Annotated in this window: 31 protein-coding genes; 19 read left to right on the top strand and 12 right to left on the bottom strand. The window is 57.4% G+C overall.

The features are described from left to right. Positions 1-6: 6 nt before the first annotated feature. Both Q0932_RS06535 and Q0932_RS06530 read left to right on the top strand, forming a co-directional pair. Complete coding sequence (locus Q0932_RS06535; RefSeq protein ID WP_282094144.1) at positions 7-1,326, top strand: multicopper oxidase family protein; 1,320 nt, start codon at positions 7-9, stop codon at positions 1,324-1,326. Next, positions 1,323-1,754, top strand: coding sequence for a cytochrome c (locus tag Q0932_RS06530; RefSeq protein ID WP_282094145.1), 432 nt, complete (start codon positions 1,323-1,325; stop codon positions 1,752-1,754). Before Q0932_RS06535 ends, Q0932_RS06530 begins: the two co-directional genes overlap by 4 nt. On the opposite strand, the gene Q0932_RS06525 is transcribed toward Q0932_RS06530, so the two are convergent. Next, positions 1,751-2,341: a Crp/Fnr family transcriptional regulator gene (locus Q0932_RS06525; protein ID WP_164644535.1), complete on the bottom strand. Its 591-nt coding sequence runs from the start codon at positions 2,339-2,341 to the stop codon at positions 1,751-1,753. The two genes, Q0932_RS06530 and Q0932_RS06525, sit on opposite strands and share 4 nt — an antisense overlap. 75 nt (positions 2,342-2,416) lie before the next feature. Between Q0932_RS06525 and Q0932_RS06520 the strand changes: the two genes are divergently transcribed. Further along, on the top strand, positions 2,417-2,944 hold the full coding sequence (locus Q0932_RS06520; RefSeq protein ID WP_035262751.1) for a hypothetical protein: 528 nt from the start codon (positions 2,417-2,419) through the stop codon (positions 2,942-2,944). 142 nt (positions 2,945-3,086) lie between these two features. Here the strand turns inward: Q0932_RS06520 and Q0932_RS06515 are convergent, their stop codons facing one another. From Q0932_RS06515 to Q0932_RS06505, 3 genes are read right to left on the bottom strand one after another with little or no spacing between them, the layout of a single operon-like run. After that, positions 3,087-3,638: a methyltransferase gene (locus tag Q0932_RS06515; protein WP_282094146.1), complete on the bottom strand. Its 552-nt coding sequence runs from the start codon at positions 3,636-3,638 to the stop codon at positions 3,087-3,089. Beyond that, positions 3,635-4,270 (bottom strand): cation diffusion facilitator family transporter, encoded by a 636-nt coding sequence (locus Q0932_RS06510; protein ID WP_035262762.1) that lies wholly within the window; start codon positions 4,268-4,270, stop codon positions 3,635-3,637. Before Q0932_RS06510 ends, Q0932_RS06515 begins: the two co-directional genes overlap by 4 nt. Beyond that, complete coding sequence (locus Q0932_RS06505; RefSeq protein WP_282094147.1) at positions 4,270-5,040, bottom strand: transglutaminase family protein; 771 nt, start codon at positions 5,038-5,040, stop codon at positions 4,270-4,272. Before Q0932_RS06505 ends, Q0932_RS06510 begins: the two co-directional genes overlap by 1 nt. A gap of 70 nt (positions 5,041-5,110) precedes the next feature. Here Q0932_RS06505 and Q0932_RS06500 point away from each other — a divergent pair, with 70 nt between their 5' ends. Continuing rightward, entirely contained in the window at positions 5,111-5,527 is a 417-nt protein-coding gene (locus Q0932_RS06500; protein WP_282094148.1) for a helix-turn-helix domain-containing protein, read from the top strand. On the opposite strand, the gene Q0932_RS06495 is transcribed toward Q0932_RS06500, so the two are convergent. Beyond that, on the bottom strand, positions 5,528-5,752 hold the full coding sequence (locus tag Q0932_RS06495; RefSeq protein WP_282094149.1) for a GDCCVxC domain-containing (seleno)protein: 225 nt from the start codon (positions 5,750-5,752) through the stop codon (positions 5,528-5,530). Next, on the bottom strand, positions 5,728-5,937 hold the full coding sequence (merF, locus tag Q0932_RS06490) for a mercury resistance system transport protein MerF (RefSeq protein WP_282094150.1): 210 nt from the start codon (positions 5,935-5,937) through the stop codon (positions 5,728-5,730). Before merF ends, Q0932_RS06495 begins: the two co-directional genes overlap by 25 nt. Before the next feature lie 433 nt (positions 5,938-6,370). On the opposite strand from merF, the gene Q0932_RS06485 reads away from it, so the two are divergent. Next, positions 6,371-6,760 carry a MerR family transcriptional regulator gene (locus Q0932_RS06485; RefSeq protein WP_282094152.1) on the top strand — a complete coding sequence of 130 codons (390 nt, stop codon included), beginning with the start codon at positions 6,371-6,373 and terminating at the stop codon, positions 6,758-6,760. A gap of 110 nt (positions 6,761-6,870) precedes the next feature. Here the strand turns inward: Q0932_RS06485 and Q0932_RS06480 are convergent, their stop codons facing one another. Next, a complete protein-coding gene (locus Q0932_RS06480; protein ID WP_299350681.1) occupies positions 6,871-7,155 on the bottom strand; it encodes a hypothetical protein in 285 nt (94 codons plus the stop codon). Positions 7,156-7,321: 166 nt separating this feature from the next. Between Q0932_RS06480 and Q0932_RS06475 the strand changes: the two genes are divergently transcribed. The 14 genes from Q0932_RS06475 to Q0932_RS06410 all read left to right on the top strand — a co-directional run bounded on the left by Q0932_RS06475 (position 7,322) and on the right by Q0932_RS06410 (position 18,141). Continuing rightward, entirely contained in the window at positions 7,322-7,648 is a 327-nt protein-coding gene (locus Q0932_RS06475; RefSeq protein ID WP_282094154.1) for a hypothetical protein, read from the top strand. A gap of 64 nt (positions 7,649-7,712) precedes the next feature. Beyond that, entirely contained in the window at positions 7,713-8,291 is a 579-nt protein-coding gene (locus Q0932_RS06470; protein WP_282094155.1) for a lytic transglycosylase domain-containing protein, read from the top strand. Next, on the top strand, positions 8,291-8,581 hold the full coding sequence (locus Q0932_RS06465; protein ID WP_039004605.1) for a TrbC/VirB2 family protein: 291 nt from the start codon (positions 8,291-8,293) through the stop codon (positions 8,579-8,581). Before Q0932_RS06470 ends, Q0932_RS06465 begins: the two co-directional genes overlap by 1 nt. A 7-nt stretch (positions 8,582-8,588) precedes the next feature. Then, the gene (locus Q0932_RS06460) at positions 8,589-8,867 is read left to right on the top strand and encodes a VirB3 family type IV secretion system protein (RefSeq protein WP_282094156.1); all 279 of its coding nucleotides are present in this window, start codon (positions 8,589-8,591) and stop codon (positions 8,865-8,867) included. Further along, entirely contained in the window at positions 8,857-11,223 is a 2,367-nt protein-coding gene (locus Q0932_RS06455) for a type IV secretion system protein B4 (RefSeq protein ID WP_282094157.1), read from the top strand. Before Q0932_RS06460 ends, Q0932_RS06455 begins: the two co-directional genes overlap by 11 nt. Further along, complete coding sequence (locus Q0932_RS06450; protein ID WP_282094158.1) at positions 11,216-11,374, top strand: hypothetical protein; 159 nt, start codon at positions 11,216-11,218, stop codon at positions 11,372-11,374. The genes Q0932_RS06455 and Q0932_RS06450 overlap by 8 nt, the downstream gene beginning before the upstream one ends. Then, entirely contained in the window at positions 11,367-12,515 is a 1,149-nt protein-coding gene (locus Q0932_RS06445) for a lytic transglycosylase domain-containing protein (protein ID WP_282094159.1), read from the top strand. The genes Q0932_RS06450 and Q0932_RS06445 overlap by 8 nt, the downstream gene beginning before the upstream one ends. After that, positions 12,512-13,291: a type IV secretion system protein gene (locus Q0932_RS06440; RefSeq protein WP_282094160.1), complete on the top strand. Its 780-nt coding sequence runs from the start codon at positions 12,512-12,514 to the stop codon at positions 13,289-13,291. Before Q0932_RS06445 ends, Q0932_RS06440 begins: the two co-directional genes overlap by 4 nt. Positions 13,292-13,295: 4 nt before the next feature. Then, complete coding sequence (locus Q0932_RS06435; RefSeq protein WP_282094161.1) at positions 13,296-13,946, top strand: virB8 family protein; 651 nt, start codon at positions 13,296-13,298, stop codon at positions 13,944-13,946. A gap of 3 nt (positions 13,947-13,949) precedes the next feature. Further along, positions 13,950-14,645 (top strand): TrbG/VirB9 family P-type conjugative transfer protein, encoded by a 696-nt coding sequence (locus Q0932_RS06430; RefSeq protein ID WP_282094162.1) that lies wholly within the window; start codon positions 13,950-13,952, stop codon positions 14,643-14,645. Next, the gene (locus tag Q0932_RS06425; protein ID WP_282094163.1) at positions 14,638-15,951 is read left to right on the top strand and encodes a TrbI/VirB10 family protein; all 1,314 of its coding nucleotides are present in this window, start codon (positions 14,638-14,640) and stop codon (positions 15,949-15,951) included. Before Q0932_RS06430 ends, Q0932_RS06425 begins: the two co-directional genes overlap by 8 nt. A 2-nt stretch (positions 15,952-15,953) precedes the next feature. Continuing rightward, entirely contained in the window at positions 15,954-16,949 is a 996-nt protein-coding gene (locus tag Q0932_RS06420; protein WP_282094164.1) for an ATPase, T2SS/T4P/T4SS family, read from the top strand. Beyond that, positions 16,942-17,133 carry a DUF4177 domain-containing protein gene (locus tag Q0932_RS06415; protein ID WP_102938029.1) on the top strand — a complete coding sequence of 64 codons (192 nt, stop codon included), beginning with the start codon at positions 16,942-16,944 and terminating at the stop codon, positions 17,131-17,133. Before Q0932_RS06420 ends, Q0932_RS06415 begins: the two co-directional genes overlap by 8 nt. Positions 17,134-17,142: 9 nt before the next feature. Continuing rightward, on the top strand, positions 17,143-18,141 hold the full coding sequence (locus tag Q0932_RS06410; RefSeq protein ID WP_282094165.1) for a type IV secretion system protein: 999 nt from the start codon (positions 17,143-17,145) through the stop codon (positions 18,139-18,141). A 114-nt stretch (positions 18,142-18,255) separates the two neighbouring features. On the opposite strand, the gene Q0932_RS06405 is transcribed toward Q0932_RS06410, so the two are convergent. From Q0932_RS06405 to Q0932_RS06385, 5 genes are all read right to left on the bottom strand, one after another. After that, complete coding sequence (locus Q0932_RS06405; RefSeq protein ID WP_282094166.1) at positions 18,256-19,662, bottom strand: UvrD-helicase domain-containing protein; 1,407 nt, start codon at positions 19,660-19,662, stop codon at positions 18,256-18,258. After that, complete coding sequence (locus Q0932_RS06400) at positions 19,649-21,379, bottom strand: ATP-binding protein (protein WP_282094167.1); 1,731 nt, start codon at positions 21,377-21,379, stop codon at positions 19,649-19,651. Before Q0932_RS06400 ends, Q0932_RS06405 begins: the two co-directional genes overlap by 14 nt. Positions 21,380-21,550: 171 nt before the next feature. Next, a complete protein-coding gene (locus tag Q0932_RS06395) occupies positions 21,551-23,443 on the bottom strand; it encodes a type IV secretory system conjugative DNA transfer family protein (protein WP_282094168.1) in 1,893 nt (630 codons plus the stop codon). Continuing rightward, positions 23,436-25,244, bottom strand: coding sequence for a relaxase/mobilization nuclease domain-containing protein (locus tag Q0932_RS06390; RefSeq protein WP_282094169.1), 1,809 nt, complete (start codon positions 25,242-25,244; stop codon positions 23,436-23,438). The genes Q0932_RS06395 and Q0932_RS06390 overlap by 8 nt, the downstream gene beginning before the upstream one ends. Then, positions 25,231-25,821 carry a hypothetical protein gene (locus Q0932_RS06385; protein ID WP_282094170.1) on the bottom strand — a complete coding sequence of 197 codons (591 nt, stop codon included), beginning with the start codon at positions 25,819-25,821 and terminating at the stop codon, positions 25,231-25,233. The genes Q0932_RS06390 and Q0932_RS06385 overlap by 14 nt, the downstream gene beginning before the upstream one ends. Between the last annotated feature and the right edge of the window lie 172 nt (positions 25,822-25,993).

The following is a 25,993-nucleotide window of genomic DNA, read 5'->3' as shown; positions in this document are numbered from 1 at the left end:
TTTTCCATGAACAGACGAGAATTCCTGATCACGACAAGCGTGGCGGCACTGGTTCCGCGTATCTCGATTGCGTCAACCCCTGCGGAGTTGATTGCGCAGCCGGTCAGCGCGCAAATCCTGCCCGACGGAGAACCGGCTACGCCAATGTTGGGTTTCAACGGCAGCACGCCCGGACCAGTGCTGCGGACACGTCAGGGCGAAGTCTTTGACATCTGGTTCCGGAACCAGATCGGCGAGGGATCGACGGTGCATTGGCATGGGCTGCGTATCGACAATGCAATGGATGGCGTTCCGGGCCTGACGCAAGACGTCGTCGAAGCGGATGCCGAGTTCGCCTATCGTTTCCGTGCGCCGGATGCAGGCACCTTCTGGTACCATTCGCACAACCGATCTTGGGAACAGGTTGCAAAGGGGCTCTATGGCCCGTTGATCGTGGACGAGTTGACGCCACCGGACGTGGATCACGATTTGATCGTGTTGATAGATGATTGGCGCATGACCGAAGCGGGCACGCTGGCCGATGGTTTCGAAAATATGCACGATCAGGCGCATCAGGGGCGGCTCGGCAACTATGCCCGTGCTCTTGTCGAACCGAGCACGCCCGTCCGTCGTGGTGATCGTGTGCGACTTCGTCTGATCAATGTCGCGACCGACAGGATTTTCCCGGTTGAGATTGAAGGTGTCGACGGCAAGATCGTTGCAAATGACGGAATGCCCCTTGTCAGTCCACAGGAGTTATCCAGTCTCATTCTCGCCCCGGCCCAACGCGCGGACATCATCGCGGATGTCACTTCCCCGGACCAAATCGCCTTCATGTTTCCCACGCAGGACGGCCCCTACTTGCTGGGTGAAATCCCCGTTGAGGACGCGAACACGGAGCGGCAACCATCGGAGATTTCTGCGTTGCCACCAAACGAGGTTACGCAGCCCGACTTAGACAATGCGGTTTCCCTGACGCTTACCATGGAAGGTGGGGCCATGAGCCGTCGCATGATGCAAGGTATGATGGGTGGCGATATCTGGGCGTTCAACGGGCAGTCCGGTCTGACGGATACCCCGTTTCATCTGTTCGAACGTGGGCAGACAGCGTGTATTCGTCTGGTGAACGACACCCGTTTCCCGCATGGCATCCATCTGCACGGGCATCATTTCTTTGAGGTCGGGGCTGACGACGGACTGGGCGCTATCCGGGACACAACACTTGTGGACGCGGGGGAGACCCGCGACATCGTCTGCGTGTTCGACAACCCCGGAAAATGGCTGTTGCATTGTCACATGCTGGGGCATCAGGCGGCGGGTATGAAAACATGGGTGGAAGTCGCATGAAACGCATTCTGATCATCGCTGCTTGTAGCGTCGCGACTGGCGCAATCGCCGGTCACGAACTGGATGACCGGGACTTGGCCAATGGGCGGGTCCTCTACGTCGAACAATGCGCGTCCTGCCATGGCGCAAATCTCGAAGGGCAGCCCGACTGGCGCACGCCCGACGAAAACGGCGTTCTGCCTGCACCACCCCATGATGAGACCGGGCACACATGGCACCACGATAACCAGCTTCTCTTCGAATACACTCGGCTTGGTGGAGAGGAAGCATTGGCTGCGCGCGGTGTCACCGGCTTCGCAAGCGGTATGCCGGGTTTTGGCGATGCTCTCACCGATGACGATATTTGGGACATCCTGACCTATATCAGATCAACCTGGCCGGACCGCGTTCAGCAAATTCAAGCCGGTCGCAACCCACCGCACAACTAAGGAAGGCGGTCTTCGCTACGTGGCGTGGGAGCATAGCGCCCGCGCCCGGTTTTTGTCAGCAATCCCCGATCAGACAGATCTCTGAGGGCCCGATAGCAGGCTTCTTTGGTCAACCCGATCTGGTTGGCGAATTGTGTGACCGAACCGGTCAGCTTGCCCAATTCTACCGCCAGCAATACGCGGTCGTTCGCTGATTTCAAAGCGTGCAGCGTCAATAGCTGGCGGTAATCCTGCACCTGCACCGCCAATCGCTTGGTGATCCCTTCCGAAAAAGCCGTGTCTTCACGTAGTTGCTTCTGGATGGCTTGCTTCGAAATCCGAACAACTTCGGATGGAGCAGTACAAATCGCGTCGCAGTGGTAGTGATCCGAATAAATGGATGCTTCGGCAAACATGTCGCCAGTCTGAGCGTTGTAGATCGTTACGGAGTTTCCAGATTCCGTCACGCGAGTTAGGCAGATGCCACCTGACGCCACAAAGAATATGCCCTTTGTGGTGTCGCCCTGCCGGAACACGTGGTCTCCAATGGAATAACGCATTTGAGACAGAGATTTTTCATCCAATGCGCCGAACGGGGTGGGTAACATGTGATTTCAATCATATTCGGATCTGCGTCTGGGGTGTAGCAAGCCACCAACCCCAAATGCAAGAACGGACATACCATGATCAGAACGACACTTTGCGCCATCGTGGCGCTCATAGCCCTTCCAGCCGCCGCCCAACATGCCCATCAGGGCTCGGACGGCCCTTTGGAAACAGGGCAGTCCGCCTTCGCCGCAATTTCGGAAATCGTACAAATCCTGTCAGACGACCCCGGTACCGACTGGACCAAGGTCAATATTCAGGCGCTGCGCGATCACCTCGTGGATATGGAGTTGGTCACGACCCAAGCGACCGTGAACACTCAGACCGAAGGCAGGATAGTCGAGTTTCGCGTCACCGGCGAAGGGATTGTGGCCGATGCCGTCGCACGCATGGCGACGGCACATTCACCGATGTTGGAAACGGCAACCGGATGGACAGTGACTGCTCAACCCTCCACGGGGGGAGTGACCATGCACATCGAGGTTCAAACCGAACAGGAGCTTGCCCGCGTCCTTGGTCTCGGGTTCTTCGGCGTTATGACCATCGGTGCGCACCATCAGGCGCACCACATACAGATGGCCTCAGGTGAAGATCCGCATCACTGATGCGATCCAACCAAGACGCAGTGATTGGAGCTTGCACAGCCAACGGGTATTTTGCCCGAGACTGTCACCATAAGATTGAGCAACTTTGGACGGCAGGTTGGCGTAAAATAGCGAAGGTCGGTTTTGTCGCTCATTCAACTGTTCAGAAAAACCGTCTGACCCGTTTAGCATAATCCTCAAACGCAGTGCCGTACTGATCCTTTAGCCAACGCTCTTCAGCAAATGGGGTGACCACCAATATCGCAATTACCGGAGCGCCAACCGCGAACACCCAGGGCGCAGCTGACAAGATCATCCACCCGCCGACGATAGCAATATCGGCCACATATTGCGGATTTCGAGAATACCGATACATGCCTTCGGTGCGCAGCGTGCCCTTGGCACCACCCGTCTGGGGCACTCCGAAGTGTGAGACCTCCAGCCAAACAATGATATTGCCGATCACTATTAGTGGAAGTCCGACCCCGAAGCGCAGCCAACTCGGAATGGCGACGTTGCCCCAGCCCAGTATCCCCAAGACAATGAGGATGCCGAACAGCGTGAAAGTCGGCACCCAGACGAACACTGGCGTAAGGGCGGTATACTGTTTCGGCGGCCATATGCGGCGCTTGGGAAAAACAATCGACCATAGGATTGCTATGAGCGTCGCTGCTGCAACCCCGAAGCCGAGATAGATGATAGCTGTCTGCATCATGTTTCTACATGCCCGTGCTCGATCATCTGGCGGCGCTCCGCGAGAGCCTGGCGCACGATCTGATAGGCCGAGGACAGAAACAGTCCCGCCATGACGGTTGCGACGATCAAGTCCGGCCAGCCACTTGCCGTGCCCCAGACGCCTAACGCAGCAAACATGACCGCGACATTTCCAATAGCGTCGTTGCGCGAGCACAGCCAAACTGACCGAACGTTGGCGTCGCCGTCTTTGTATCTGACAAGCAAGAGAACACTCGCCAGATTGGTGAGCAGGGCAAGAAAGCCCACTGCACCCATGATCTCGGCGGTTGGGACACCAACGTAGAAGACGCGGTAGACGGTAGAGCCGAAGACCCACAACCCCATCAACAGAAGGCTGATCCCCTTGAACAAGGCGGCGTTCGTGCGCGCTCTGATTGAAGCCCCGATGACCGCCAGCGAAATGCCGTAGGTCAGGGCGTCGCCTGCGAAGTCGAGGGCATCCGCTTGCAGGGCTTGCGAGTTGGCCAGATGACCCGCAGCCATCTCGACCACGAACATAGTTGCGTTCAGGGCAATGACGATCCAAAGCCGCCGTTTATAGTCGTCCGAGACGCCTTCGAATTTGGCATCGTGTCCACAGCATCCAGGCATTAGGTTGCCTCCTGCGTTTCAGGGATTGATTGATCTGGAACAAGGGCTGCTTCGCCGCCGGGAATATCCGGCACGTGGCCTTTGCGCATCCTCCTGACGCGGTGGTTCATCCAATGGCGAATGATGACACGATAGAGAAGCCCCTTCACGCCGGTCAGCTGACGGTGGGTTGCATAAAAGGCATCGGGGTCATCGAAGGTGCCGAAGTCGTGATTGATTCCGGTCTTTTGTATGTAGGTGCTGACCCCGCGCCATTCGACGTTTGGGTTCTGAAGGCAATCCGTGCCCGCACCATAGGCGCAGAGCGATTTACGCTCTGGAAAGGTATTTTGCAGGGCCGCCAGGACGGGTGCATCCAGGATGAAACCCTCCAAGTTCAGCCACGCCCCGCCGTGATAGATTTCGACCCATGAATGGATGATGTTGGCAGGCGCAAGCGGATAAACCAGCTCTGGCACGACCCCGCGCTGTAACCGCTTGTCGATGGTAAAGCCATGAAAGCGGCACGGCACTTCAAGGGCGCGCAGAAGCGCCATCAGCAAGGTGCCTTTCGTGTTGCACTGCCCATAGCCATCAGACAGCACCCTGGACGCAGGCAGCGCATCATCGGAGTTGTAACCGAACCGGATTTCGTTGCGGACAAAGTCATAGGCGGCACCGATACGGTCGGCGTTTGATAGGGTCATCCAGCCACGATCAGCAACAAGGCGCATAATGGGGCCAGCCTCGAAATCCAGAAGGAGTGTTGGGGACAGGTATTGATCAGTCATCGTGGCCTCTTGCAGCTGTGTCCCACTCTATCTACAATCTCTAGTGACTAGAGGTTCAAGAGGTTTCTTCATGTTTTCTATCGGCGAGCTTTCAAGACGCACAAAAGTTAAGGTGCCGACCATCCGCTATTACGAGGAAATGGGCCTTTTAGCGGAGGCCGAGCGCACGAGCGGCAATCAAAGACGCTATGACAAAGCCGGATTGGAACGGCTCAGTTTCATCCGCCATGCACGCGATCTGGGCTTTTCGATTGAGGCAATCTTGTCCCTGATCGAGTTGCAAGACCACCCGGACAGATCGTGCGAAACCGCGACAGACATAGCCGTTTCGCAGCTTTCAGACGTGCGTGAGAAGATCAAACGGTTGAAGTTGCTGGAAAAGGAACTGACCCGCATATCCAAGGGATGTGATGGACTTGGTGTGTCCGAGGACTGCTACGTTCTGGCGTCACTTGCTGACCATGAGCATTGCGAAAACGAGCACTGATCACCCGCAGCACGAGCCTCCCTCTTGGATTGGAGGACATTTGACCGTGCCGTAGGAGCAGTACACGCAGCAGTCCCCTTCGAGCGGTTTTAGAACCGTGTGGCAGGACTTACATTCGTAGAACCACTGACATGCATCGGTTGGCATCGTCTCTTCGGCAACGTGCCCGCATTCGGGGCATGTAAGTGTGGATTGAAGGTTCACTTCGCTCGTTTGCGTCGCCATAGCGCGTATCCTGTGAGTAGTAGAAATCCAGCAAGGATTGGCAGCAGCACGTCGTCTCTATAGACGTAACCGAGTGCTCCGCTGATCCCAAAAAGCGAAAACAGCCAAGGTAGAAAAGGGGTCAGGCAGCAAACTGCGGCCAATCCCGAACCGCCCAGGCTCAGTGGAAGCAACCAGCCCCTCATCGATACTGCCTAAACAAGGCAAACATCGTCCTCGCCGCGTCTTCTTCCCAGAGAGGTGAACTGGCAGCGAGAGCGAAAGCCAGCGTCGTGAAGCCAAGCATAACGACAGTTGAGCGCCTGCGTTTTGCGCATACCCAACGCCGCCAAAGGCGGAACCATCCCCAAGCAAGTACAAGTCCCACGACAACCAATATCTCGGTGCGATACTCGACAAATGGCCCAAGCAAAACCAGCCACGTGCCACCCAGTCCTATGATTGAAAGGCCAATCGGCAACACGCAGCAGGATGCGCTTAGCAAAGCCAACAGACCAGCGCCGCCGATCAGCAGTCGGTTTGGCCCGTTGGTTTCATCTTGAAGAGATTCAGGATTCGACATCATGGCTGATCTTATGCATCCTGTAGTAACTACAGAAGCAAGCGGAGTTTGATCACATGATTGCGATTGGTGAGGCATCCCGCCTTAGTGGCGTTTCAATAGAGACGATCCGCTACTATGAGCGTGAGGGGATAATATCAAAGGCAGTCCGCACTGCTTCTGGTCGACGAGCTTATTCGGACACAGAGATTTCGGAGCTTCGCTTCATCAAACGGTGCCGTAATCTTGGGTTCTCCATCCAAGACGCAGTTGCGCTTCGCAATCTCGCCGATGCACCGTCCGATGCATGTGAGACGGTCGAGCGACTTGGAAGCAAGCATCTCTCGGACGTTCAGGCGAAACTGGCGGAGCTTCGGAAACTTGAGAAGGCTCTGGTCGAGCTGGTCGCGAACTGCGCAAAGGGACAAAGCGACTGTCCGATGTTGGATGCTTTAAAAGCCCGCTAGTTGGAAAGTCGACGTTGGTTCAGTCGCAGCGCAATTTTACTTCGTCAGCGCGTTGGCGACCTTCGCCGCCGCTTTGTTGAAAGGCATCTTTCTCTACGTGAGGACAGGTGTCATTTCCTCACGTCGTCCAGAAGCTCCAAAACGCGCGCGTAGTCTTCGCTGGCGACGCGCGCTTGCTCGAAGATCTCACGACGCTCCAGGTCCTGGCAACGGAAGTACCGCTCAACTTCGGTAAAATACGTCTCCGCATCACGCATCAACAGGTCCGCATAGGCCCATACGTCATCGGCATTGGTCGGCATCCAGGGCGGAGCAGGCGGCAGACAACTGCCCGCGATCGCCGCAGAACTCCAGCTCAGAACGATCATAATCGCCCATGTTTGTTTCAAAAGCACCATATTATCTTGGCTCAGCCACTCCGTTGCAGTAAATTCGTTTCAACGCATGAAAGGTGTAATAACTCAAAACGCACCTATTGATTGCAAGGTTATAATATTGTATCGGTTCGGTAGTCCATGAGGGACTGCCGGGCTAATGCACAATTCTGCAAGGCTCGATCCTATGAATTTGATGCAAGACGCCCCCAATGTTGTCAGTGAAGACGGGCTGCGCACGCTGCTTGCCGAGGGTCATTCGGCGGATGTTGTGTGCCGGGTTACGCCCAAACGTACAGGTGCTCAGTGGTCCGGAGTTTGGACCGTGCATTGCGTCTCGCCTGATGGCGAGACGCGTCGCCTGCTCGTCACTGCGCGCAACAACATGGCCGCTCGAGAGTTCAGGACAATCAACGGCTTATCCAGCTTCCTTGCAGGACTTGGAGTTTCGATCGTCTCGATCCCGATGCTCGAAGGCAAGATCGCCTCTCACAAATTGGACGACGCGGGCTAAGCTACTTTCCGTTCTCGCGGCATTTCTTGCTGTCCCCGCCTATTCTGAAGGCTTCGTGCTTTCCATGCGGGCCGATGGCCAGCTCGAGACCAAAGCACCGCAATCAGGTTTCGCGCAGAGCTACGTCAACGGGATTGGCGCAAACCCACCAGATTTGATCGTGTTCGCAGCGCCTGCGCCTGAAGCTCCGCCTCATGCACCCGCCCGCGCTGTTCCCCGCCCCGAAATCCTCGCAGCCCTTGAAAGCACCGCTCACCGTTATGGTGGGCATCCGGCGTTGCGTCGCGCCGGTCTCTCGGTGACGGAATGGCAGACGCTGTTCCAGGCCAATATCGAAATCGAAAGTGCCTATCGCCCAAATGCGCGCAGTCCCGTAGGCGCGATTGGCCTTGGACAGTTGATGCCAGCGACGGCCGCGCAACTTGGTGTTGATCCGCATGACTGGCAAGCCAACCTCGACGGCTCTGCCCGCTACCTTTTGATGATGTTGGCGCAGTTTGGCACGCCCGAACTCGCGCTCGCTGCCTATAACGCGGGGCCTGATGCGGTCGCGCGCTATGGCGGCATTCCTCCCTACCGAGAAACCCAAAATCACGTGCGCCGCGTCATGGCCGTGCGTGATCGACTGACTGGAGCCTCCTAATGCACACACAAATTCGCATGATCCTTTCGCTGGCTTTGGCCAGTTTGATGATTGCCAATCCCGCGCTCGCGCAAAGTATCGACCTCTCCCCGGTCCAGAACCTGCTGCAAGGCATCGTCGACACGATCACCGGTCCCCTGGGCATTGTTATCGGCACCTTGGCCCTGATTGGTGTGTTCCTCTCCTGGCTCTTTGGCATTCTGGATTTCCGCCAAGCCCTCTGGGTGCTGGTTGCCATTGCAGGCATCGCTGCTGCGCCGACCATCGTGACCGCCATCTGGGGCGCGTAAAACCGACATGGCAACGCAAACCCGCCTCTTCCTCGGCCTGATCCGGCCGCCAAAGCTCATCGGCTTGCCGATCATGTATGCCATGGTTTGGCTGTTCGGGTTTGTGTTGCTGTTTCTCTGGGTTCAGAGCTGGCCGGTGATCATCATCGCAGCCGTGGCCTATCCTGCGCTGTGGAAAGCGGCTGACTGGGATCCGGCCTTTCTCGAGGTGATGGTCACCGCGCTGCAGGAAACGCCCCCGACGCCAAATCGCAAGATCCATTCGGGGGACAGCTATGCTCCGTGATCCTTCGGATGATCTTGCCATGCTGCCGGACTGGGCGCGCCAAGAGCGCCCGATGGCCAGCATGCTTCCCTATATCAGTCTCGTGAATGATGTGACGATCCGCACGCGCGGCAATGCACTGTTCCAGTGCATCCGTCTTGACGGCGTCAACAGCATGACCAGCGATGACGCGCATCTGGAGAAGATCCGCGCCCTCTTTGCTGCGATCATCGCGCAGATCGGGCCGGAATACAGTTTCTACGTACATAAGGTTTCAAAAGCGATCGAGACCACGTTGCCACCGGTGCCCGACGGAGGATTTGCGCAGGCGCTCGACACCCGGTGGCAAACTGCGATGGCGCAAGCAGGCCTGCGCGACAAAACACTCACGCTCACGGTTCTAAAGCGTCCGCCCCCTGGCGCGCGGCTGCGCCTGAAACGCTCAGACTCGATTGCCCAGCTCAAAGACCAGACCGCCAAGCAATTGCGCAAGCTCAGCGAGGTCGTCGGGTTTTTCTTGTCGTCCTTTGCAGAGATGAACCCGCGCCTGCTCGGGGCCGAAAGCGGCGAGCTGCTGGGCTTTCTTGGCGCGCTCAACATAGGTCAGGAACGGCCGCTCTTCGCGAAATCGCGCTTTGGTATTATTGCCGAGGATGTGGCCAACACACGGGTTACGTTTCAGGGGCGAAGCTTCAAGCTGGACGACGGAACTGCAGGCATGCGGTTCGGCACCAGCTTCGCGATCAAGACCTATCCTGCAAAAACAAGCTGCACCATGTTCGATGAGCTCAATCTGCCCATCGACATGGTCGTCACCCACTCCTTCACACCGATCAACAGCAACATCATGGCCAGCCGGATTAAACGGCAACAGCGCTTGATGAAGGCCAGCGATGACGGAGCCATCTCATTGGCCGAAGAACTGGTCGACGCACTGGATGATCTGGAATCCAAGCGGCTCAGCTTTGGTGATCATCACATGACTGTCACTGTCTTTGCCGAAACCGAAGAAAAGTTGGAGGCCATCGCTGCCGAGGTGCGCAACATCGCCGCCAGTGAAGGTGTCAATCTGGCCAATGAAAGTTTTGCCGCCCGCACCCATTATTTCGCGCAGCATCCGGGCAATGGGCAGATGCGCAGCCGTAAGGCCGCCATCACCAATACGAACTTTGCCGACCTCGCAGCGTTGCATCGCGGTCAACTGGGCAAACCCGGACACAAAGTGCCTTGGGGCAAGCCGATCACCCTTTTTCCGACGCCTGAACGCTCTGGCTTTCTGTTCAACTACCATGAGACGGGTCAGCCGGACAAAGAGCCGACCGGTGGGCATACCTTGATCCTCGGTCGTCCTGGCTCTGGCAAGTCAGTTTTGTCGGCCTTCCTCATGACCCAAGCCCGTCGATGCGACGCGCGCGTCTTTGTCTTCGATTATCGCGCTGGCATGGAAATGGCGGTGCGGGCCAATGGCGGGCGTTACAGCGCAATCAAGGCGGGTGAAGCCACCGGTCTCAACCCGTTGCACACAGAAATCGACGGGCGCGGGCAAGCCTGGCTGTCGGATTGGTTGGCGACGCTGTTACATCGCGCTGACAAGCCTCTAAGCCCGGTCCAGATCAACCGCATCCAAGAAGTGGTGCGCCAGAACGCCGGGGCGAGCGATGCCGCCCTTCGCAACTGGCAGGATTTGGCCTCACTCTTTGTGGCCGGGGCGGATGAAGGGGATCTGTTTGAACGGATCCAGGAATGGACGGCGGATGGCCGCTATGGCTGGATCTTCGGTCAAAGCTCCGAGGATACCTTCTCGCTCGATGGTGATGTCGTGGGGTTCGACCTGACCGGGATTCTCGACAGCGAAAGCGAGAAAGAACGCATGGCGGTTCTCTCCTACCTGTTTCGGCGGGTGGAGCGGGTGATCGAGGATCGCAAGCCGACGTTGATCATCATCGATGAGGCCTGGAAGGCGCTGGATAACCCGTATTTCGCGGACCGGCTCAGCAATTGGCTCGTGACCGCGCGCAAGCAGAACGCCGTCGTTGTGATGATGACCCAATACGCAAGCCAACTCGAGAAAACCCGCACCGGCAAAACGATTGTCGAGGCCGTTCCGACGCAGCTCCTGCTTCCCAACATCCGCGCTTCAGCCAGCGACTACACCATGCTGGGCCTTTCTGAGAAAGAGCTCAGCGTTTTGCTCGGCACCGGCAGCAACTCCCGTCTGGCGCTGGTGCGTGATGATCAAGGCACGGTGGTGATCGATGCCGATCTAAGCGCCCTTGGGCCCTATCTCACGATCCTTGGCGGCATGGAAAAAGGCGAAGCGCTGGTCGGCGCGGATTATCGCCAGAACCCCGATTTTTGGAGACATATTGATGCTTAAACTTTGCGTGCTGACTCTCACCCTTTTGACCCTGACAGCCTGCGCGGAATACCGGCCGTCAGAAGCTGAATGCTTCAACTCCTTTGCCGAGGTCAGCCGCAGCAACTGCAATTTCGAGCTGCTCGGGCCGATTGGTGGTCTCGGTGAGTAAGCACCGCCTGCATATCTATGCGGGCTTGGTCTGTTTCGCCGCGCCATTGGCCTATGCCCAAGGCGTGCCCACATTTGATGCGGGCATGTTTCTGCAACGCGAGCGCGTTCTGCAGCAGGGCGAACAAGATCTGGCGCTGCAGCGGGATCGGCTGTCCAAAGACGAAGAGCTTGAAGAACTCGAGCAAGAGCAACTCCAGGCGCTAGAAGACATTCTCGATGCCTCGACGCTTGCCAGCGGGAACTCAGGCGCACTGGTTGCGAGTTTGGAAGCTGGTTCATCACCTGAAAGCGCCGCAGAAACGCTTTACGGTCCGGTTGATCCAAACCCCGGCGCAGCCCAGATGTTCGGCGACGCCTCTGGCTCGATCGAACAACTGATCATTCGCGCTTCTCAGGAAACGCACCATATGTCTGGCGTGCGCGCGGCGGGTCTGTCGCCCAAGCAATGGCGTTGCCTCCTGCAGGCGCTGATCTGGCAAGAAAGCCGTTTCACCATCGGCGCGCGCTCCCCTGTTGGTGCATTCGGCCTGACCCAGATCATGCCAGGCACAGCACAGGATCTCGGGATTTACCCGGCCTACTATGAGAACCCCTACATCCAGGTCACCGGCGGCGCGGGCTATCTGGCGCAGATGCTGGCCATGTTTGATGGCAACGTCATTCACGGTCTGGCGGCTTACAATGCTGGTCCTGGCAATGTTCAGCGCTACAGCGGCGTGCCGCCCTTTGCTGAGACCCAGCATTACGTTCAGGTCGTCCCCGAACGCTACAATCTCTACCTTGCCCGCGTCGGCGGCGTTGACGCGCTTGGCACGATTGATCCCGTTTTGCTTGCTAACTCGACCATGAGCCTGACCTCGTTCGGTGCAGGGATCTATGGCGATTACTCCTTGGTCTCGGTGCAAGCGGCCGCGCTTCGGGTGCAGGACATCATAACCCGCATTGGCGAGACAGATGACATTCACGCGGCCATGTCGCTCAACACCTATGCGCGCGCCGAACTCGCTCGACTGATCGCAATTCGCACGCGCCTCAAGGCCACCCATACCCGCCCGCTTAGCGCGACCGAGCTGGCCATGGCAGCCGCACAGGCCCGCGAACAAGACTTCATGCAATTCGATCTGGAGGCACTCCGATGATCCGTTTTCTTTCTACTGTTGCCACCTGCGCGTTGCTGGTTGCCTCACCCGTAGCTGCTCAAGGTGTGCCGACGGTCGACACGCGCAACATCGCTCAGGAAATTCGCCAACTGCAGCAGATGCTGGAGGATTTCGGGATTCAGACCGACCAGCTCGACACGCTTCTCGAACAGCTCGATCTGGTGCAACAGCAGCTGGACACGCTCAACGAGACCTATGCCGCCCTAACCGGCGCGACGGATATAATCGAGATGGCAATGGGCGGTGATCTGGATGGTCTATTAGACCAAGAATTCGGCGATCTTCTTGGCACCATCCGGCAAATCCAAAGCGGCGATTTCAGCGGCCTGATCGGCAACGCAGCTCCTCAAATTGAAGGTCGCATGACACAAGCCTTGGAGGATGCGGGCTTTGACCAAGACAGTTTGTCCGACATGGCCAGTAGCGGCAATCCAGGGGCGGAACGCATTGCCAGCCAGGCAGGCACCGGGGCGGTGATGTCGGCAGCGGCCGAGAACAGCTACGAAGAGGCCGCGCAATCTCTGGAACGGGTCGAGCAGCTGGTATCGCTGATCCCGGATATGGAAACACTGAAGGAAGCCGTCGATCACAACACCCGCGTCACCGCCGAGCTGGCCATCGCTATGACGCGCATGTGGGAGTTGGAAGCCATCCAGACCGTCGGCGCAGGCCAATCCGGCGTTGCCGATGCCGCCACGCTGGCCGAAGAGCGCCGCTATATGGACTTCACCCTTCCAGACCTGCGCGCGGACTGATCCCATGAACAGCGGAGCGGAATTCATCGAAGAAGAGCTCGTCTACGGCGCACGAAGACGCGAGCTCATGTGGCAGAAACTGGGACTGACAGGCATGGGGTTTGGCATGGCAGGTTGCCTCGCCGCCGCCCTCGTGGCCCTGTTCGACGCGGACCCGCCGCCCATGATCGTTCCCTTTGATAGCGAAACCGGCATGGCCCTCCCCAATGCCATGGTTGAAGCGGTCTCACTCACGGAACGCCCCGCTATCATTGAGGCACAGGTCTACCGCTATGTGATTGATCGAGAGACGTATAATCAGCTCGACAATGACGTGCGTGTGCGGCGGGTCCTGGATCAGTCGGACGGATCGGCCGCCGCCGGGCTACGCGCATTGTGGACCAGCGGCCATGAGGCCTATCCGCCCGACACCTACGGAACAGATGCCCGGCTTGATGTCGAGGTGTTGTCGATCACGCACATCAGCGCCAACCGTGCCCAGGTGCGCCTGCGCAAGCGGCTCAATTCACCGCGCGGCAGTCAAAACGGGCTCTTTACCGCAACGCTGATGTTTGAGTTTCGGCCCGAGAATAGCCGGTCAATCGACGATGTCTGGCAGAACCCCTTTGGCTTCACCGTCACCGAATACGCGATCCGCTCGGATCGTTTGGAGTAACTAATGCGCCGCCTGTTCTTGATCCTCGCCATCCTTGTTCCACTTGCTGGCACGGCTTTCGCCGAAACTCAGCCGCGCCAGGGTCCCTATGACGCCCGCGTCCGGCTGGCCACCTATCAAGATGGGCAGGTCTACCGCATCCGCACAAGCCTGACCCATGTGACCAGCATTGAATTTGGCCGAGGCGAGACCATCCGCTCGATCATTGCGGGCGACACCGAAGGCTTCCTTTTGAACGGCGTTCCCGGTGGCCAGGCTTTTGCGATCAAGCCGGTCTCGCGCGGCGCGCACACCAATATCACCGTCTACACCAACCGGCGCAGCTATTATTTCAACGTGACTGAGGCGAGCTCGCCGACCTTCTACGTCATTCGCTTCACCTATCCCGAGGCGACCCCTCGACAATCGCGTGTGGCCGCCACCGCGCCAGCAAACCACGCCTATGGCGTCAGCGCGCGTTCCGAGATCACCCCGCGCGAAATCTGGGACGATGGCACCTTCACCTATTTCCGCTTTGCCGCGAATGCGCCGTTACCCGCGATCTTTCGCTGGTCCGGTGGCAATGAGCGCAGTGTGAATGCGCTCGCGCGGCCAGATGGCGTGATCCGCGTCTCAGGTGTCAGCGATCGATGGGTTCTCAGGCTCAGCGAGGATGAGATCTGCGTACAAGAGATGAGCGAGGCAAACCACGATGAGTGAAACATCTGAACTTAAGAAACGCCTCGAATCGCTTGAAGATAAGCCACAAATTCGAAAAGCGCGACCGTCATTTTTCGCTATCGCTCTGGGCATCGGGGCAATCGCGGCCCTTGGGGGTCTCATGCTGTTGTTCTCTGGCGGCTCTGAACCCGACAGCCTGGAAACCGCCTCACCGGATGAATTCCAAGCAGCGGGACCGGGCTTTGGTGCGCTCGAGCCCACGCCTGCACCGATTGACACAATCCCACCGCCGGAGCCGGAAGCAGACAGCGAAACAGAAGAACTGCGCGCGCAAATGGATGCAATGCAGAGCGAGCTTGAGGCGCTTCGCAACGCGCCAGCACCTGAGACTACGGCCGTCGATACAGAAGCGTTGGAAACCTTAGGCGCAGAGATCGACGCCCTGCGCAGCGAGGCAGCAGCAACGCAAGCCGCCTTGCGCGAAGAACTGGAAGAACGCGCACGGCAAATCCAGCGTCTGCGGAACGATCTGGAGCTTGCACGCCTGGAAGCCCCGCGCACGCCCGCACCAACCGGCCCCACGGCCGAGGAACTGCGCCTTCAGGAGCTGGAACGGCGGCGGCAAGCCGAACTTGACGAACTCCAAGCCCGCATCGCCAGCCCAATCATCGCCTTTGGCGGCTCGGGTAACGGCAACAATGAAACCGCCGCGCAGCAACGACGGCTTGATGGCGACACAGACTTTGTCCGCAACGGCGCTGAACCCGCTGAGGTGACCCAGGCCCAGGTGATCGTGAACCCGTCAAACACTGTTGTTCAGGGTACGATGATCCAGGCCGTGCTCGAGACAGCGATCGACAGCTCGCTCGCCGGTCAGGTCCGCGCGATGGTATCGGAAGATGTCCACGCCTATGACGGCTCGCGGATCCTGATCCCACGCGGCGCGCGTCTGATCGGGCGGTATCAATCCGGCCTCGACATAGCGCAGCAACGCGTGACGATCGCTTGGGACAGGATCATTCTGCCCAGCAATCAGACCGTCGAAATCAGCGCCTTCGGAGGCGATGAACTGGGCCGCTCCGGAACGACCGGTTTCGTCGACAGCCGCTTTGGCACGCGGTTCGGGTCAGCAGCCCTTATATCGCTGATCGGAGCCTTGCCCGCCGTGGCCGCCCAGAACACCGAAGATGAGATCGCCTCAGATGTCCTCGAGGGCATTGGCGAAGACCTTCAGGACAGCGCGCAAAGCGTGATTGGCGAATATCTCTCCGTCTCGCCCGTGATCTATGTCGACCAAGGAGCCCGCGTCACAGTGATGGTCGACCGCGATCTGGAGATCTTCTGATCATGGCGGCCAGCTATCTGCAAAGCTCGATGGACAAGATCCCCGAGGCGCGTGACCCAAAGCTGATCGAGCTTTGCATCAATCCTGATGGCACGCTTTGGGCCGAGTTTCAGGGAGATCACTTTATGCGGTCCGTCAATCAACAGCTCTCGCCAAATGAAATCAAAGACCTTGGCAATCAGATTGCTTCCGCCGCGAACACCACGCTCAGCCGAACGAAACCCATCGTTTCGGTCAGCATCACCTACCGTGACCGCCCGATCCGCGCGCAAGTCATCCAGCCTCCCGCCGTTGATGGCGGTTACGCGATTTCCCTGCGGTTCTTCGCCGACCTGCCATTGGAGAAGATCAAACTGTCCTATCTCTTCGGAAAAGAGCGCAGCAACGAGGGTGCAAGACGCAAGCGCAATGCCGAGCTGCGCGATGTCGTGGCCACCGGCGACATCGACGCAGCGATCAAGTTCTGTGTCATCCACAAGCTCAACATGATCGTGTCTGGCGGCACCTCAACGGGCAAGACCGTTGCGGCGCGCAAAATCCTCTCCTTCGTGCCAACCGACGAACGCATCATCACGATCGAAGAGGCCGCCGAACTGCGTCCAACGCAGCCCAATGTTGTCACGCTGATGTCTGACCGCGACGAAGCCACGCGCAGTGCTGATGTCCTCCTGACCTCCACCCTGCGCATGCGGCCGGATCGCATCGTTCTGGGCGAAGTGCGCGGGAAGGAAGCCATGACCTTCCTCGAGGCCATCAACACCGGCCATGGTGGCTCACTCACCACGCTGCACGCTGAAACGCCTCAGCTGGCCGTCCAGCGTCTCGCCATCGCAGCCCTGAAGACAGATGTGCCCATGACCTACCAGGACATGAACGACTACATCATCCGCTCGATAGATGTGATCATCCAGGCCGGTCGCCATGAAGGCGCGCGCGGCATCACCGAATTCTACCTGCCGATTGATCCAGCCCAAGCGAAGGAAACAGACCATGTTTGAGTACAAGATTGAACAGATCAACACCGCCAAAACAAAGCCGCCAAAGATCGAAGCGCAGCTGACGGCCCTTGGTCAGGATGGTTGGGAACTGGTCTCGGTCGTGCCGGATTTCGACGGCGAACACATCCTAAAGGCCTTCCTGAAGCGCGACATCTGGCGGGTCAAACCGACCGAGAAAGCATAGGAGCACCCGATGGGCGTCGTCACCTGGATGGTTGAGACAACCGACAACTTTCTGGAAGACGCGGCCCAAACCACTTTTGGCAACGTCGCGGGTCAGCTTGGCGGTGTCATTGCCGTGGCCTCGACACTCGCTGTGATCGGCGTCTTTCTCAATATGGTGTTTCAGTACAAGTCCATGGATGGGCGGACTGCGTTCTGGTTCGCCCTCAAGCTAATGCTGATCTCCCTCTTTGCGATGAACTGGGTCCAATTCAACGCGGTGGCCAGCGCCCTGATTGATGGCCTAGACCAACTTGCGGGCGGCATGGTGGCAGGGCTTGGCGGCGGCGGCGCAGGTGCATCCTACTTTGCCGAGGCCTTCGACGATCTCATCGAGGAATTTGGCGACTACCTGAACGCAGCAGGTGACAACATGCATTGGATGGCCGGAGCCCTGATCGGCGCGATCGGCGCATTCCTCCTAGGCGTCATCGGCGCGCTTTGCGGCCTTGTTCTGATATTCGCGAAGATCATGCTGGCCTTCATGATCGGCATCGCTCCAATCATGATCGCGCTTTCGCTGTTCGACGTCAGCAAGGACTATTTCCACCGTTGGCTGTCCAGCACGGTATCCTATGCGCTCTACCCTCTCGTGATTGCAGGGGTGTTTTCCACCGTCGTCGGCATGTCCCGCTCGCTCATGACCGAACTCGGAGATCCCTCCGGCGCGAGCAACATCGGTGCGCTTGTGCCCTTCTTCATGATGATGTTCCTCGCAGGCGGCATGATCATCGCCACCCCGCTGATCGTCCGCTCAATCTCAGGCAACTTCATGATGGCCGGACCGCCGAGCATTCCGGGTCCGGGCGGCTTCGCCAAGGGTTTGATGGGCACCAAAGGCTCGCGAGCGCGGGCAAGGTTTGGGACGAGGTCGAATGCAGAGATCGCCGGGGCTGGGATACGTCAGGCAGGTGGTGCGACCGCTTCAGTGGTTCAGAGAGTCGCGGAACGAGCCAAGCGACTGGAATAGGAATTCGGCCCAGATTCGACCTCCACCGACCGTTCGGATTCCGAATCGCAGCTTAACCGGGCCAGCCATTCGTGCAACGCGCAGCACTTTCAAGAAGCGTACTGTTCTGACGTGCTATGTGGCTGGCAAATACTGAGATGCTGAGCATACAACTACTCTTTTCGCCCCTCTGGTGAGCGCAACATACAAGTTTTTGGCATTCATTTCATGTGTATCGACAATTACGACCTGATCGGCTTCCAGGCCCTTTACCAAAAGCGTGCTGCCGACAGATTTTTTTCCGAGGGCACGGCTATGAAAGCGCCGCTCCTCTCGTGCCTTGAGCACCATGTCCGCAAAGTCGTTTGCGCTTGCAGATGCGTGCAGTGCTTTCAGAAGGTTTCTAAACACTTCTCCTCTAAAGGCTGACACACCGGACTGATTGCTCAGAGCTGACAAGAGGGCCGCCGCCTTTTGAGGGGTCTTCTCCGCGTCGAAACTCAGGGCCGCCATTTCTTGAGCTGTGGCTGGCTTCCGGTTTGTACCTGCCTTTAGTGAGACAATTCTCGCTAACATTTCGGTCGCGCTTATTCCGCGAAGAACGCTTGCGGCTTCTTTGAGCAATTCTGCGGTGGCGTTGGGAGAGGCAAAATCGAAACGACGAGCAAAAGAAACTAGGTCCGTAAGGTCCGCATTCTCTACGACTGACGCACCTTTTGTAAACTGAGCGATTTGTTGTTGCCTCTGACGGTTGCGGCTGCTGCAAATAATCAGCGAGCTCTCGATGTCCTTTGACGTACCATGAGTTGCCGCAAGAATTTTTTCGAAATCCTGATCTCCTGCAATGGGTACCCATTCCAATTCTGATGGAGCCGTAGTGAGGTCAATTTGGCCACCCCTCAGAAGTATTGGTCGCAAGTCCAGCAGCCACCGGCCCAATGATCCAGCCCCGGCAAGGTTCCAGCGCCACGGTGTAGATAGCTCACTTACCAACGGAAAATCCTGAAGAACTTCGGCGTTCCAGTCTACCTGTGTGTCCCCAAAATCGAATATCCCTTGAAGGACATCGCCGAAAATGCAAGTCGGCAGCACTCTCGCAAGTTCACATATAATTCGGTGCTGGGCGCTCAAGCAGTCTTGGTATTCGTCGACTAGTAGGCGAGAGTAGTTTGCGGCAAGAAGGTTGTCGATATGGCGTCCTTGCAGCAAACCGAGGGCAGCCTGCTTTATAGCAGGATAATCAGTTCCTGGGTTGGACAGCTGCAAAATGGATGGGTCTGCGGCGCTTCTCAATGGAAACATGCCGACCAGTCTCATAGCCCAACCGTCAATGGTCGCGAGACGATAGCTAGATCGAGGTACTTCACCCTTGTCCAGCCTCTGCCGAAGCGCCGCAACCGCCGCATTCGTATGAGTCAAAACGAGGACTGGTTTCTCAGTTTTACAGCGCTTTAAACTTTCCGCAATTAGGTGGGTTTTTCCGCATCCAGCGGGAGCCTGTATGCACCCTTTTGATATCTGGAGAGGATCAGGTTCGGTCATTGTGACCCCAAGCCCAATTCATCAACGCTGTAGTGATGCCCGTCAGATCGGCATGTAGCGAGGAATAACTGGGAGCTAAAATGTTCTTTGCTACATGTTCATATGGCGCAATCCGCTTGAACCAACCGTCTCCACTACGCGCTGCCTGGCCCAGTATGCCAGCGGTTGCAGGCTGAAGCGCATTTGTTTCCGCCCAATTCTTTGCTTGAGCCAGATTGAATTGGTTTTTTGATGCCGTACAAATCTGCGCGTCGACCTTGTCACCGTTTGGTAACGAAACGGCGTAGTCCAACAACGCCGCAATGACCTGCCCGGTGGCACACCGGAAAATTGCATCTTCGAGAGCACATTGGTTTGGCCACTTGAATACCGTGCCTCCTCCAGTAACAAAAGCCTCTTCATCAGCGGCCTCTAGAGGAACGTCACTATCCATGAAAATTGATACATTGTACCCGAGGCGGAGGAGTTCATTCGCTGGAGAAAGCACCTTTTTGGCTCCACCTCCGTCAACTAGCACTGTTCCAAGCGCTTCCATTGAGACGTTTCCACACCCGCTACTGTGCTGATCAAACCCCCTTATGAAGCCCATTTCAGATTTGCCTTCGCAAACGATTACTCGCTTCGCCAGAAAAGCCTCTGGGTTACTTCTCAGCAATCCCTGAGCACTCCCAGAAGCGGAATGGGCCCGGTGTTTTCCGGTGGTTTTGTCAACACGCAGCAACGTCAACTGGGTGTGGTCTAGCTCTCTCAAAACAACTGGCGAATGGGTCGTTGCGTAAACCTGTTGGGTGGCCGACGTGTCTTTCGCACCCAGCGTGTTGAGCAAGCTTCGTATCCGATGCGGTTCCAGACCCGTTTCCAACTCATCAACCAAGGCGATGCTAGCGAATGATGCGACTTTTCTTGCCAAGCCTGCAACCAGCAGGCGTTTTGATCCAGTACCCAAAGATGAAAGCGGTATGTTGTTCGCGTCATGCAGCGCAATCGCTCCCGTGCCAAACTTCACTGAGTTCGCATCGAGTAGCGCGTGTACCGCCCCAGCCGTCGGTACGCCCAACTCATCGGCAGACTTCTTCACCACATCGAGGCTGTCCGTCAGTTCCTTGTTTGCTGTACTGCCAAAGTCTGCTCGGGCTTTTCGAGCGGCATCGGACAAGCCCTCCGTTAGAGCCAGCTTTTCATCCGTCAGCCTTTCAAACAGCGCACCACGTCGCCATGCGAGGTGCCAGTCGGGGTGATCCCCGAGTCGCAATGGGGAGGAAGTTTGGCGATCCTCCCACCGTAGATTTCGCTCGACACCCTTAGCCTTCGCCCGCTTCGACAAAAGTGACCATTGTGGTTCTAGGTCTTTTTCAACCTTCAGTCGGAGCACCAAAATTGTTTCTAATCCGTGGCCAGGCTCATCTTCAAATTTTCCCGTAGTCGGGTTGTAGCCGCAAAAATAGTCGCTGTAGGCATCAATTGAGAGAAGTGACGGTTCAAGTGCACCAAGTGCGGCCAAGATCTTTATTGGCTCGCTGGTGTCGGTCTTGTGAAAATCGTAATCAGAAAACTGCACGGAACGTCTCGCACCAAGACAGTAGTCAATTGCGTCCAACACTGTGGTCTTACCGCTGTCTCCGACCCCGATCAGACAATTCATGCCGTGGTTAGGCCTCCACGACAACTCTTTTATCGATCTGAAGTTTTGAACGTTTAAGTAGACAATTTTGGGCAAAATACTGAGCTTCCCGAACCAGATTCTTCACAACCTAGCGGAGAAGCCGAAGAAGCATAAGACCTTACTTGAATTCATGTACCTACTAGCTCTGTCAATCGATTGAACGCCAGTTCAGTTCTATCCGGTGCGTGAATAGCTCTTGTGAAGCGAAAAGCATCTCTCAGCCCGTCATCCCCGAGCGGCCTCTTCCATAAACCTTCCCACCCTTTCAGTTCCTGCCTGATAGTCACCCAAACTGGCCTGAGCAGCTGACTGTGCATTTTGATTGCCGGACGCCAATTCTTCAATCTCATCGCGCCGTTTCCCGCAAACTTCAAAGGCATCAACGGCAGCCTCTCTTGGCACCTCCAGCGCTCCAATCTTTGCCTCCAGCGCCTTGATCTGCCCTTGCAGCCCGCGCATCTGGTCCCCCGCTGAGGGGTAAGGCAGATTCCCAGCCTGCTTATCGAAGATCTGCTTAAAGAACCGGTCATCATAGTATTTGATCCGCTTGGCGCGCACCGGCATTTGCGCGTCAACCACCAGAACGATGTCATCAAGATCCATGCGTCGCGCCTTATCCTCGGGCAGCAACGCGGTTTCTTCGGTCCGTTCAGACATGCTGCGCCCGGCAAAAGGGTTGCGACCGACCGAGCGCGAGCGAGTCACAACACGCTTGGTGGTTTTGCCGACGGCTTTGCTGAGCTCTTCGATGGTCTTTTCATCTGAGGGCGTCAGATAGAGCTTGATGCCCGCGTTGCCCTGCAGGGCACGCCGGGCATTTTCACCGTAAATTTCATCAAGCGCAGGGATGGTCTGGGTGACGATCGCGAGATTTGCGCGGTAGGAGCGCAGAGTTTCGATGCTGTCGAGCACGATCGGCATTTTTCCCAAGCGGTTGAACTCATCGAGCATGATCATCACCGGCCAGGGTTCGTCTTTGCCGGGTTCATGATCCTGAAGCGATGCCAGCAAATCCGAGAAGAACAAGCGGATCAACGGCGCGAGCGGTTTTACCATCAGCGGTTCGACCACTAGATAAACCGAAAACGGCGATTTTCGGATGTCGCGGAAATCGAAGTCTGACGTTGCGGTCGCACGGTCGATGGCGGGGTTTGACCACTGCTTCAGGCCGGACGTCATCAAGAGCGACAGATAAGAGGTGAGCGTGTCGTTGTTGGTCGAGGCCATGCGCATGAAGATCAGCTTGGCAGCTGGATTAACGGCTTCGTCGGCTCGGCGGCGATATTCCTTCTGCTTGTCCCCGCCAGATGCGGTGATGCGGTAAATCTCGCCCAGGGTCGGCCGCTTGCGCTCAAACGCCAAAAGCCCTGCCGCCACAAATAGGTCGATGCCGCCATCGAGGAGTCCTTGAACTCGGTCGTTATCAGCTTGGAGGAACAATGAGGCCAAGAGCTGCAGCTCCATTTGCTGGCGGTCGACGTTTTCCAGCGCCGAGATCCGCAGCAAAGGATTGTATCGGTGCGAGCGGCCATCCTTCCAGTCAGTGGGCGCGAACCGAAAAACCTTGTCGCCCTGCGCTGCCCTGTGGCGCGATGTTGCTTCGAAGTTTTCGCCTTTTACGTCGAGCACCACCGCACTGCCCTGATAGGTCAGAAGGTTCGGGATGACAAACCCCGTCGTTTTGCCGCGTCCGGTCGGGGCGACGATCAGGGCATGGGGGAACACCTTGGACATCACGAAGGGTTTGCGGCTCCTGGGCTTACCCATTTTACCGAGAACAAAGCCGTGGCCAGGCTTGCCGAAGAAACCGTTGCGCTTCATCTCGGACATGTGCTGCCAGTTGGTTTCCCCAAATTTAGTCAGCGCGTCGTTCATCAACACAGCGCTAAGCAAAACACCGGCGCAAGTGCTGATCCCCACGATCAAGTGAACAATCTGCATATCGTCGGGATGGGTTGTTCGAAGAACCCCGTAGCTGCGCGCCAGCATCAGGAAATCGATATCCGCGCCGACCCCGAACCAGTGGAAAGTCAGATAGGCGGAGGCCAGCACATAGCCCAAAGCAGCGCCGAGAAGAGCAAAGCTCATGACGCCAATTGCGATCCGCGTCTTACCCATGCGTCACACCCTTCTCGCCGTCGGCATCGACATGCCGCTCGCGTTGAACATCAATTTCTTCATTGGCGATCTCGTCGAGGACGTGCTCCATCGCCACACTGTTCGCCAGAGCGGCATCGCTCTGCAGATAGGCCTTGGCCGCATAAAGCCGGTCCAGACGGTCTTCGATATGTTCCTCCAGCGTGGTCTCATCGCCAATCGCCAAGTCCGGGGTACCCTCTTCACCGACCAGTTTCTCCATCTCAGCACGCAAGGTCTCGCGTTCCTGATCGTTTCGGAATGGTTCTGCGGTTGGGTCGTCCCTCATACGGCTCAGGATTTCAGCAGTGGTCGGCGGCAGCTGGTCGATGATGGCTTCCTGCCGGTCGGTCTCCACCGTCCCACTGTCTTTAAGAACCTCAGCATCTGCCAACACACGGCCCAGATCACTGTGCACCTGGTCCAGGCGGTCGATCGCTTTTTCGAGCTCATCGGCGCGCGATAGGTCAAAGCCGTCCTTCTCGGCAATCGCCTTCAGATCCTGTCCAAGCCATTGCTGCTCGAGCGCGGCGTTGCCCGCGCCGATTTCGACACGACGTGTCACCTCCTGCGCGTCAATGCCGGTGCCTTTTAAAGCCTCGTGAAGACGTTCGGAAAGAGCTGAATCCTGCAAAGCGCCTTGGGCGTCGGCCTGAATATTCCCGGCCGAATAGATCCCACTTTGGGACGCGTCTTCAAGCAAGGTGTGGGACTGCGTTCCCATTGGGCTGAGATGCGACAAAGAGCGATAGATGTCGTTCAGCTCATGCTCCAGCGCCGCACGCCGCTCCACCGGGGCGTCCGCTACGATGCGTTCAGCTTGGTTGATCTTGTCGTGAAAGGCATCCACGACCTCATCAAACGAATGCTGTTCTTCGGCCATACCATATACCTTTCCATCTGCTTCAATCGGTTTGCCCTGCGCCAAGAGCGTCGCGGCCTTGTCCAGAGCCGCCGCGATGTCGTGCTGGTTCTCGCGCGAAGCTTCGGCTGCTAAACCGCGATAGAGCCGCGCGTTCTGCGCCATGTCCGCCAAGGCGCGGTCCAGCTCGGAGCCCACGCGCTCGCGCTCGGTCGGCTTCTGGCCCGTGGCTTCCGCGCGACGTTGGTCAACATCGCTTGGCCTTTTTGTCGTGATCCCACGTTCGAGCTTTCGCGTTGCCTCAAGCCGCAGCCCATAGCGGTCCGACACCTCCACCATCGCTTCGCGAAAACTGTCGTAGTTGAAGTGGTGCCCTTCTTTCAGAAAGAAGAATTCACCGTCCTTGCTGCGCCGATTCAGAACGATATGGGCGTGAGGGTGATCCCGGTCCTCATGCACGGCGGCGATGTAGTCAAAATGGCTGCCGTCGCCTTGAAAGAACCGCTCGCAAATCTCGCGCGTGATCTCGGCAACATCCTCGCCACGCGTGCCAATCGGGAAGGCCATCAACAAATGAGAAGTGTGCCCCAGCTTGGGATGAAAGCCCTCGTTCCACTGCGCTGAAAACCGGCGTGTGACCTGCTCGATCTCTTTGGCTGACAGAATGCTCTGACCGTCATAGGTGCCACGGCTGTCGATGATAAAGCTCGACTTGGTGGTCAGGTATTCCAGCTGGTTGCCCAGCTGCGTTTTGTTGTGTGTGCCGCCGTCTCGAATGGCTTTGAAGATCGCGGGGGAATGCCCCATGGCGGCGCGCGCCATCTGCTTGGCACGTGCGCGGGGGACGCTGCCGCGAATGCGGCTCCAGTCGCCATCAAAGAAGGCCTCCTGCGCGGCGGCAACGGCGCTATTCCGGGCCATCGGCAAAGCCTCCCAGAACTCGGGCAACCTCGCCAGACAGCGCACTTCGGCGGCGCTGCGCCATGTCCTGAACCTGGTCCGCAATATCGAAGATCAGCCCGGCTAAGGCGCGGACTTGGGCATGGGCAGAATTGCCATAGGGCGGTGTCTTGCCCTGGCGCTTTGCCTCGTTCAGGCGCTGTGCAATCTGGTTGATGTTGTTGCCGGTGCGATTGAGCGATGCCGACAGCCCCTGCATCTGATTGGCCAGTTCATCGTCGGGAACAAAGAGATCGTTTGAGGCATGGATCAGCCGCCGCAACCCCTCCGCCCGGCTGTTGATATCATGCCGCGTCAATACCGCATCGAAGCCCGCAAGCTCTTTTGCCGTGAGCCGGACATTCACTAGTTCTGAACGCACGCGTGCATCCAACTTGCGGCTTTGGTCGGCCTTCAACGTATAGAAGATGCTGCGGGTCGTGACACCGAATTCGTGGGCAAGATCTTCGATCGGCACCCCCTCCGCACGCTTGCGCACGATAGCAAAACGCTGGTTTTGCGTTAGTCGCTTATGCCGTGGTGCGCGCGGTCGCCCCATGTGAAGTAATCATCCCTATTTCTTGCCAGCATCATACAGGCAGCCTTGTTATGGCATTTCGCCACAATTGATTCAATATTATAATATTGCACCAACTGCCTGTATTCCGTTTGGAGCAGCCATAGGCTGCGACCGCCGGGCAGAGCCCGGCCACATGCGCAAGGCATGACAC

The sequence above is a fragment of the uncultured Shimia sp. genome, assembly GCF_947498095.1.
Lineage (GTDB): Bacteria > Pseudomonadota > Alphaproteobacteria > Rhodobacterales > Rhodobacteraceae > Shimia.
This window is presented reverse-complemented; position numbering and strand designations above follow the sequence as displayed.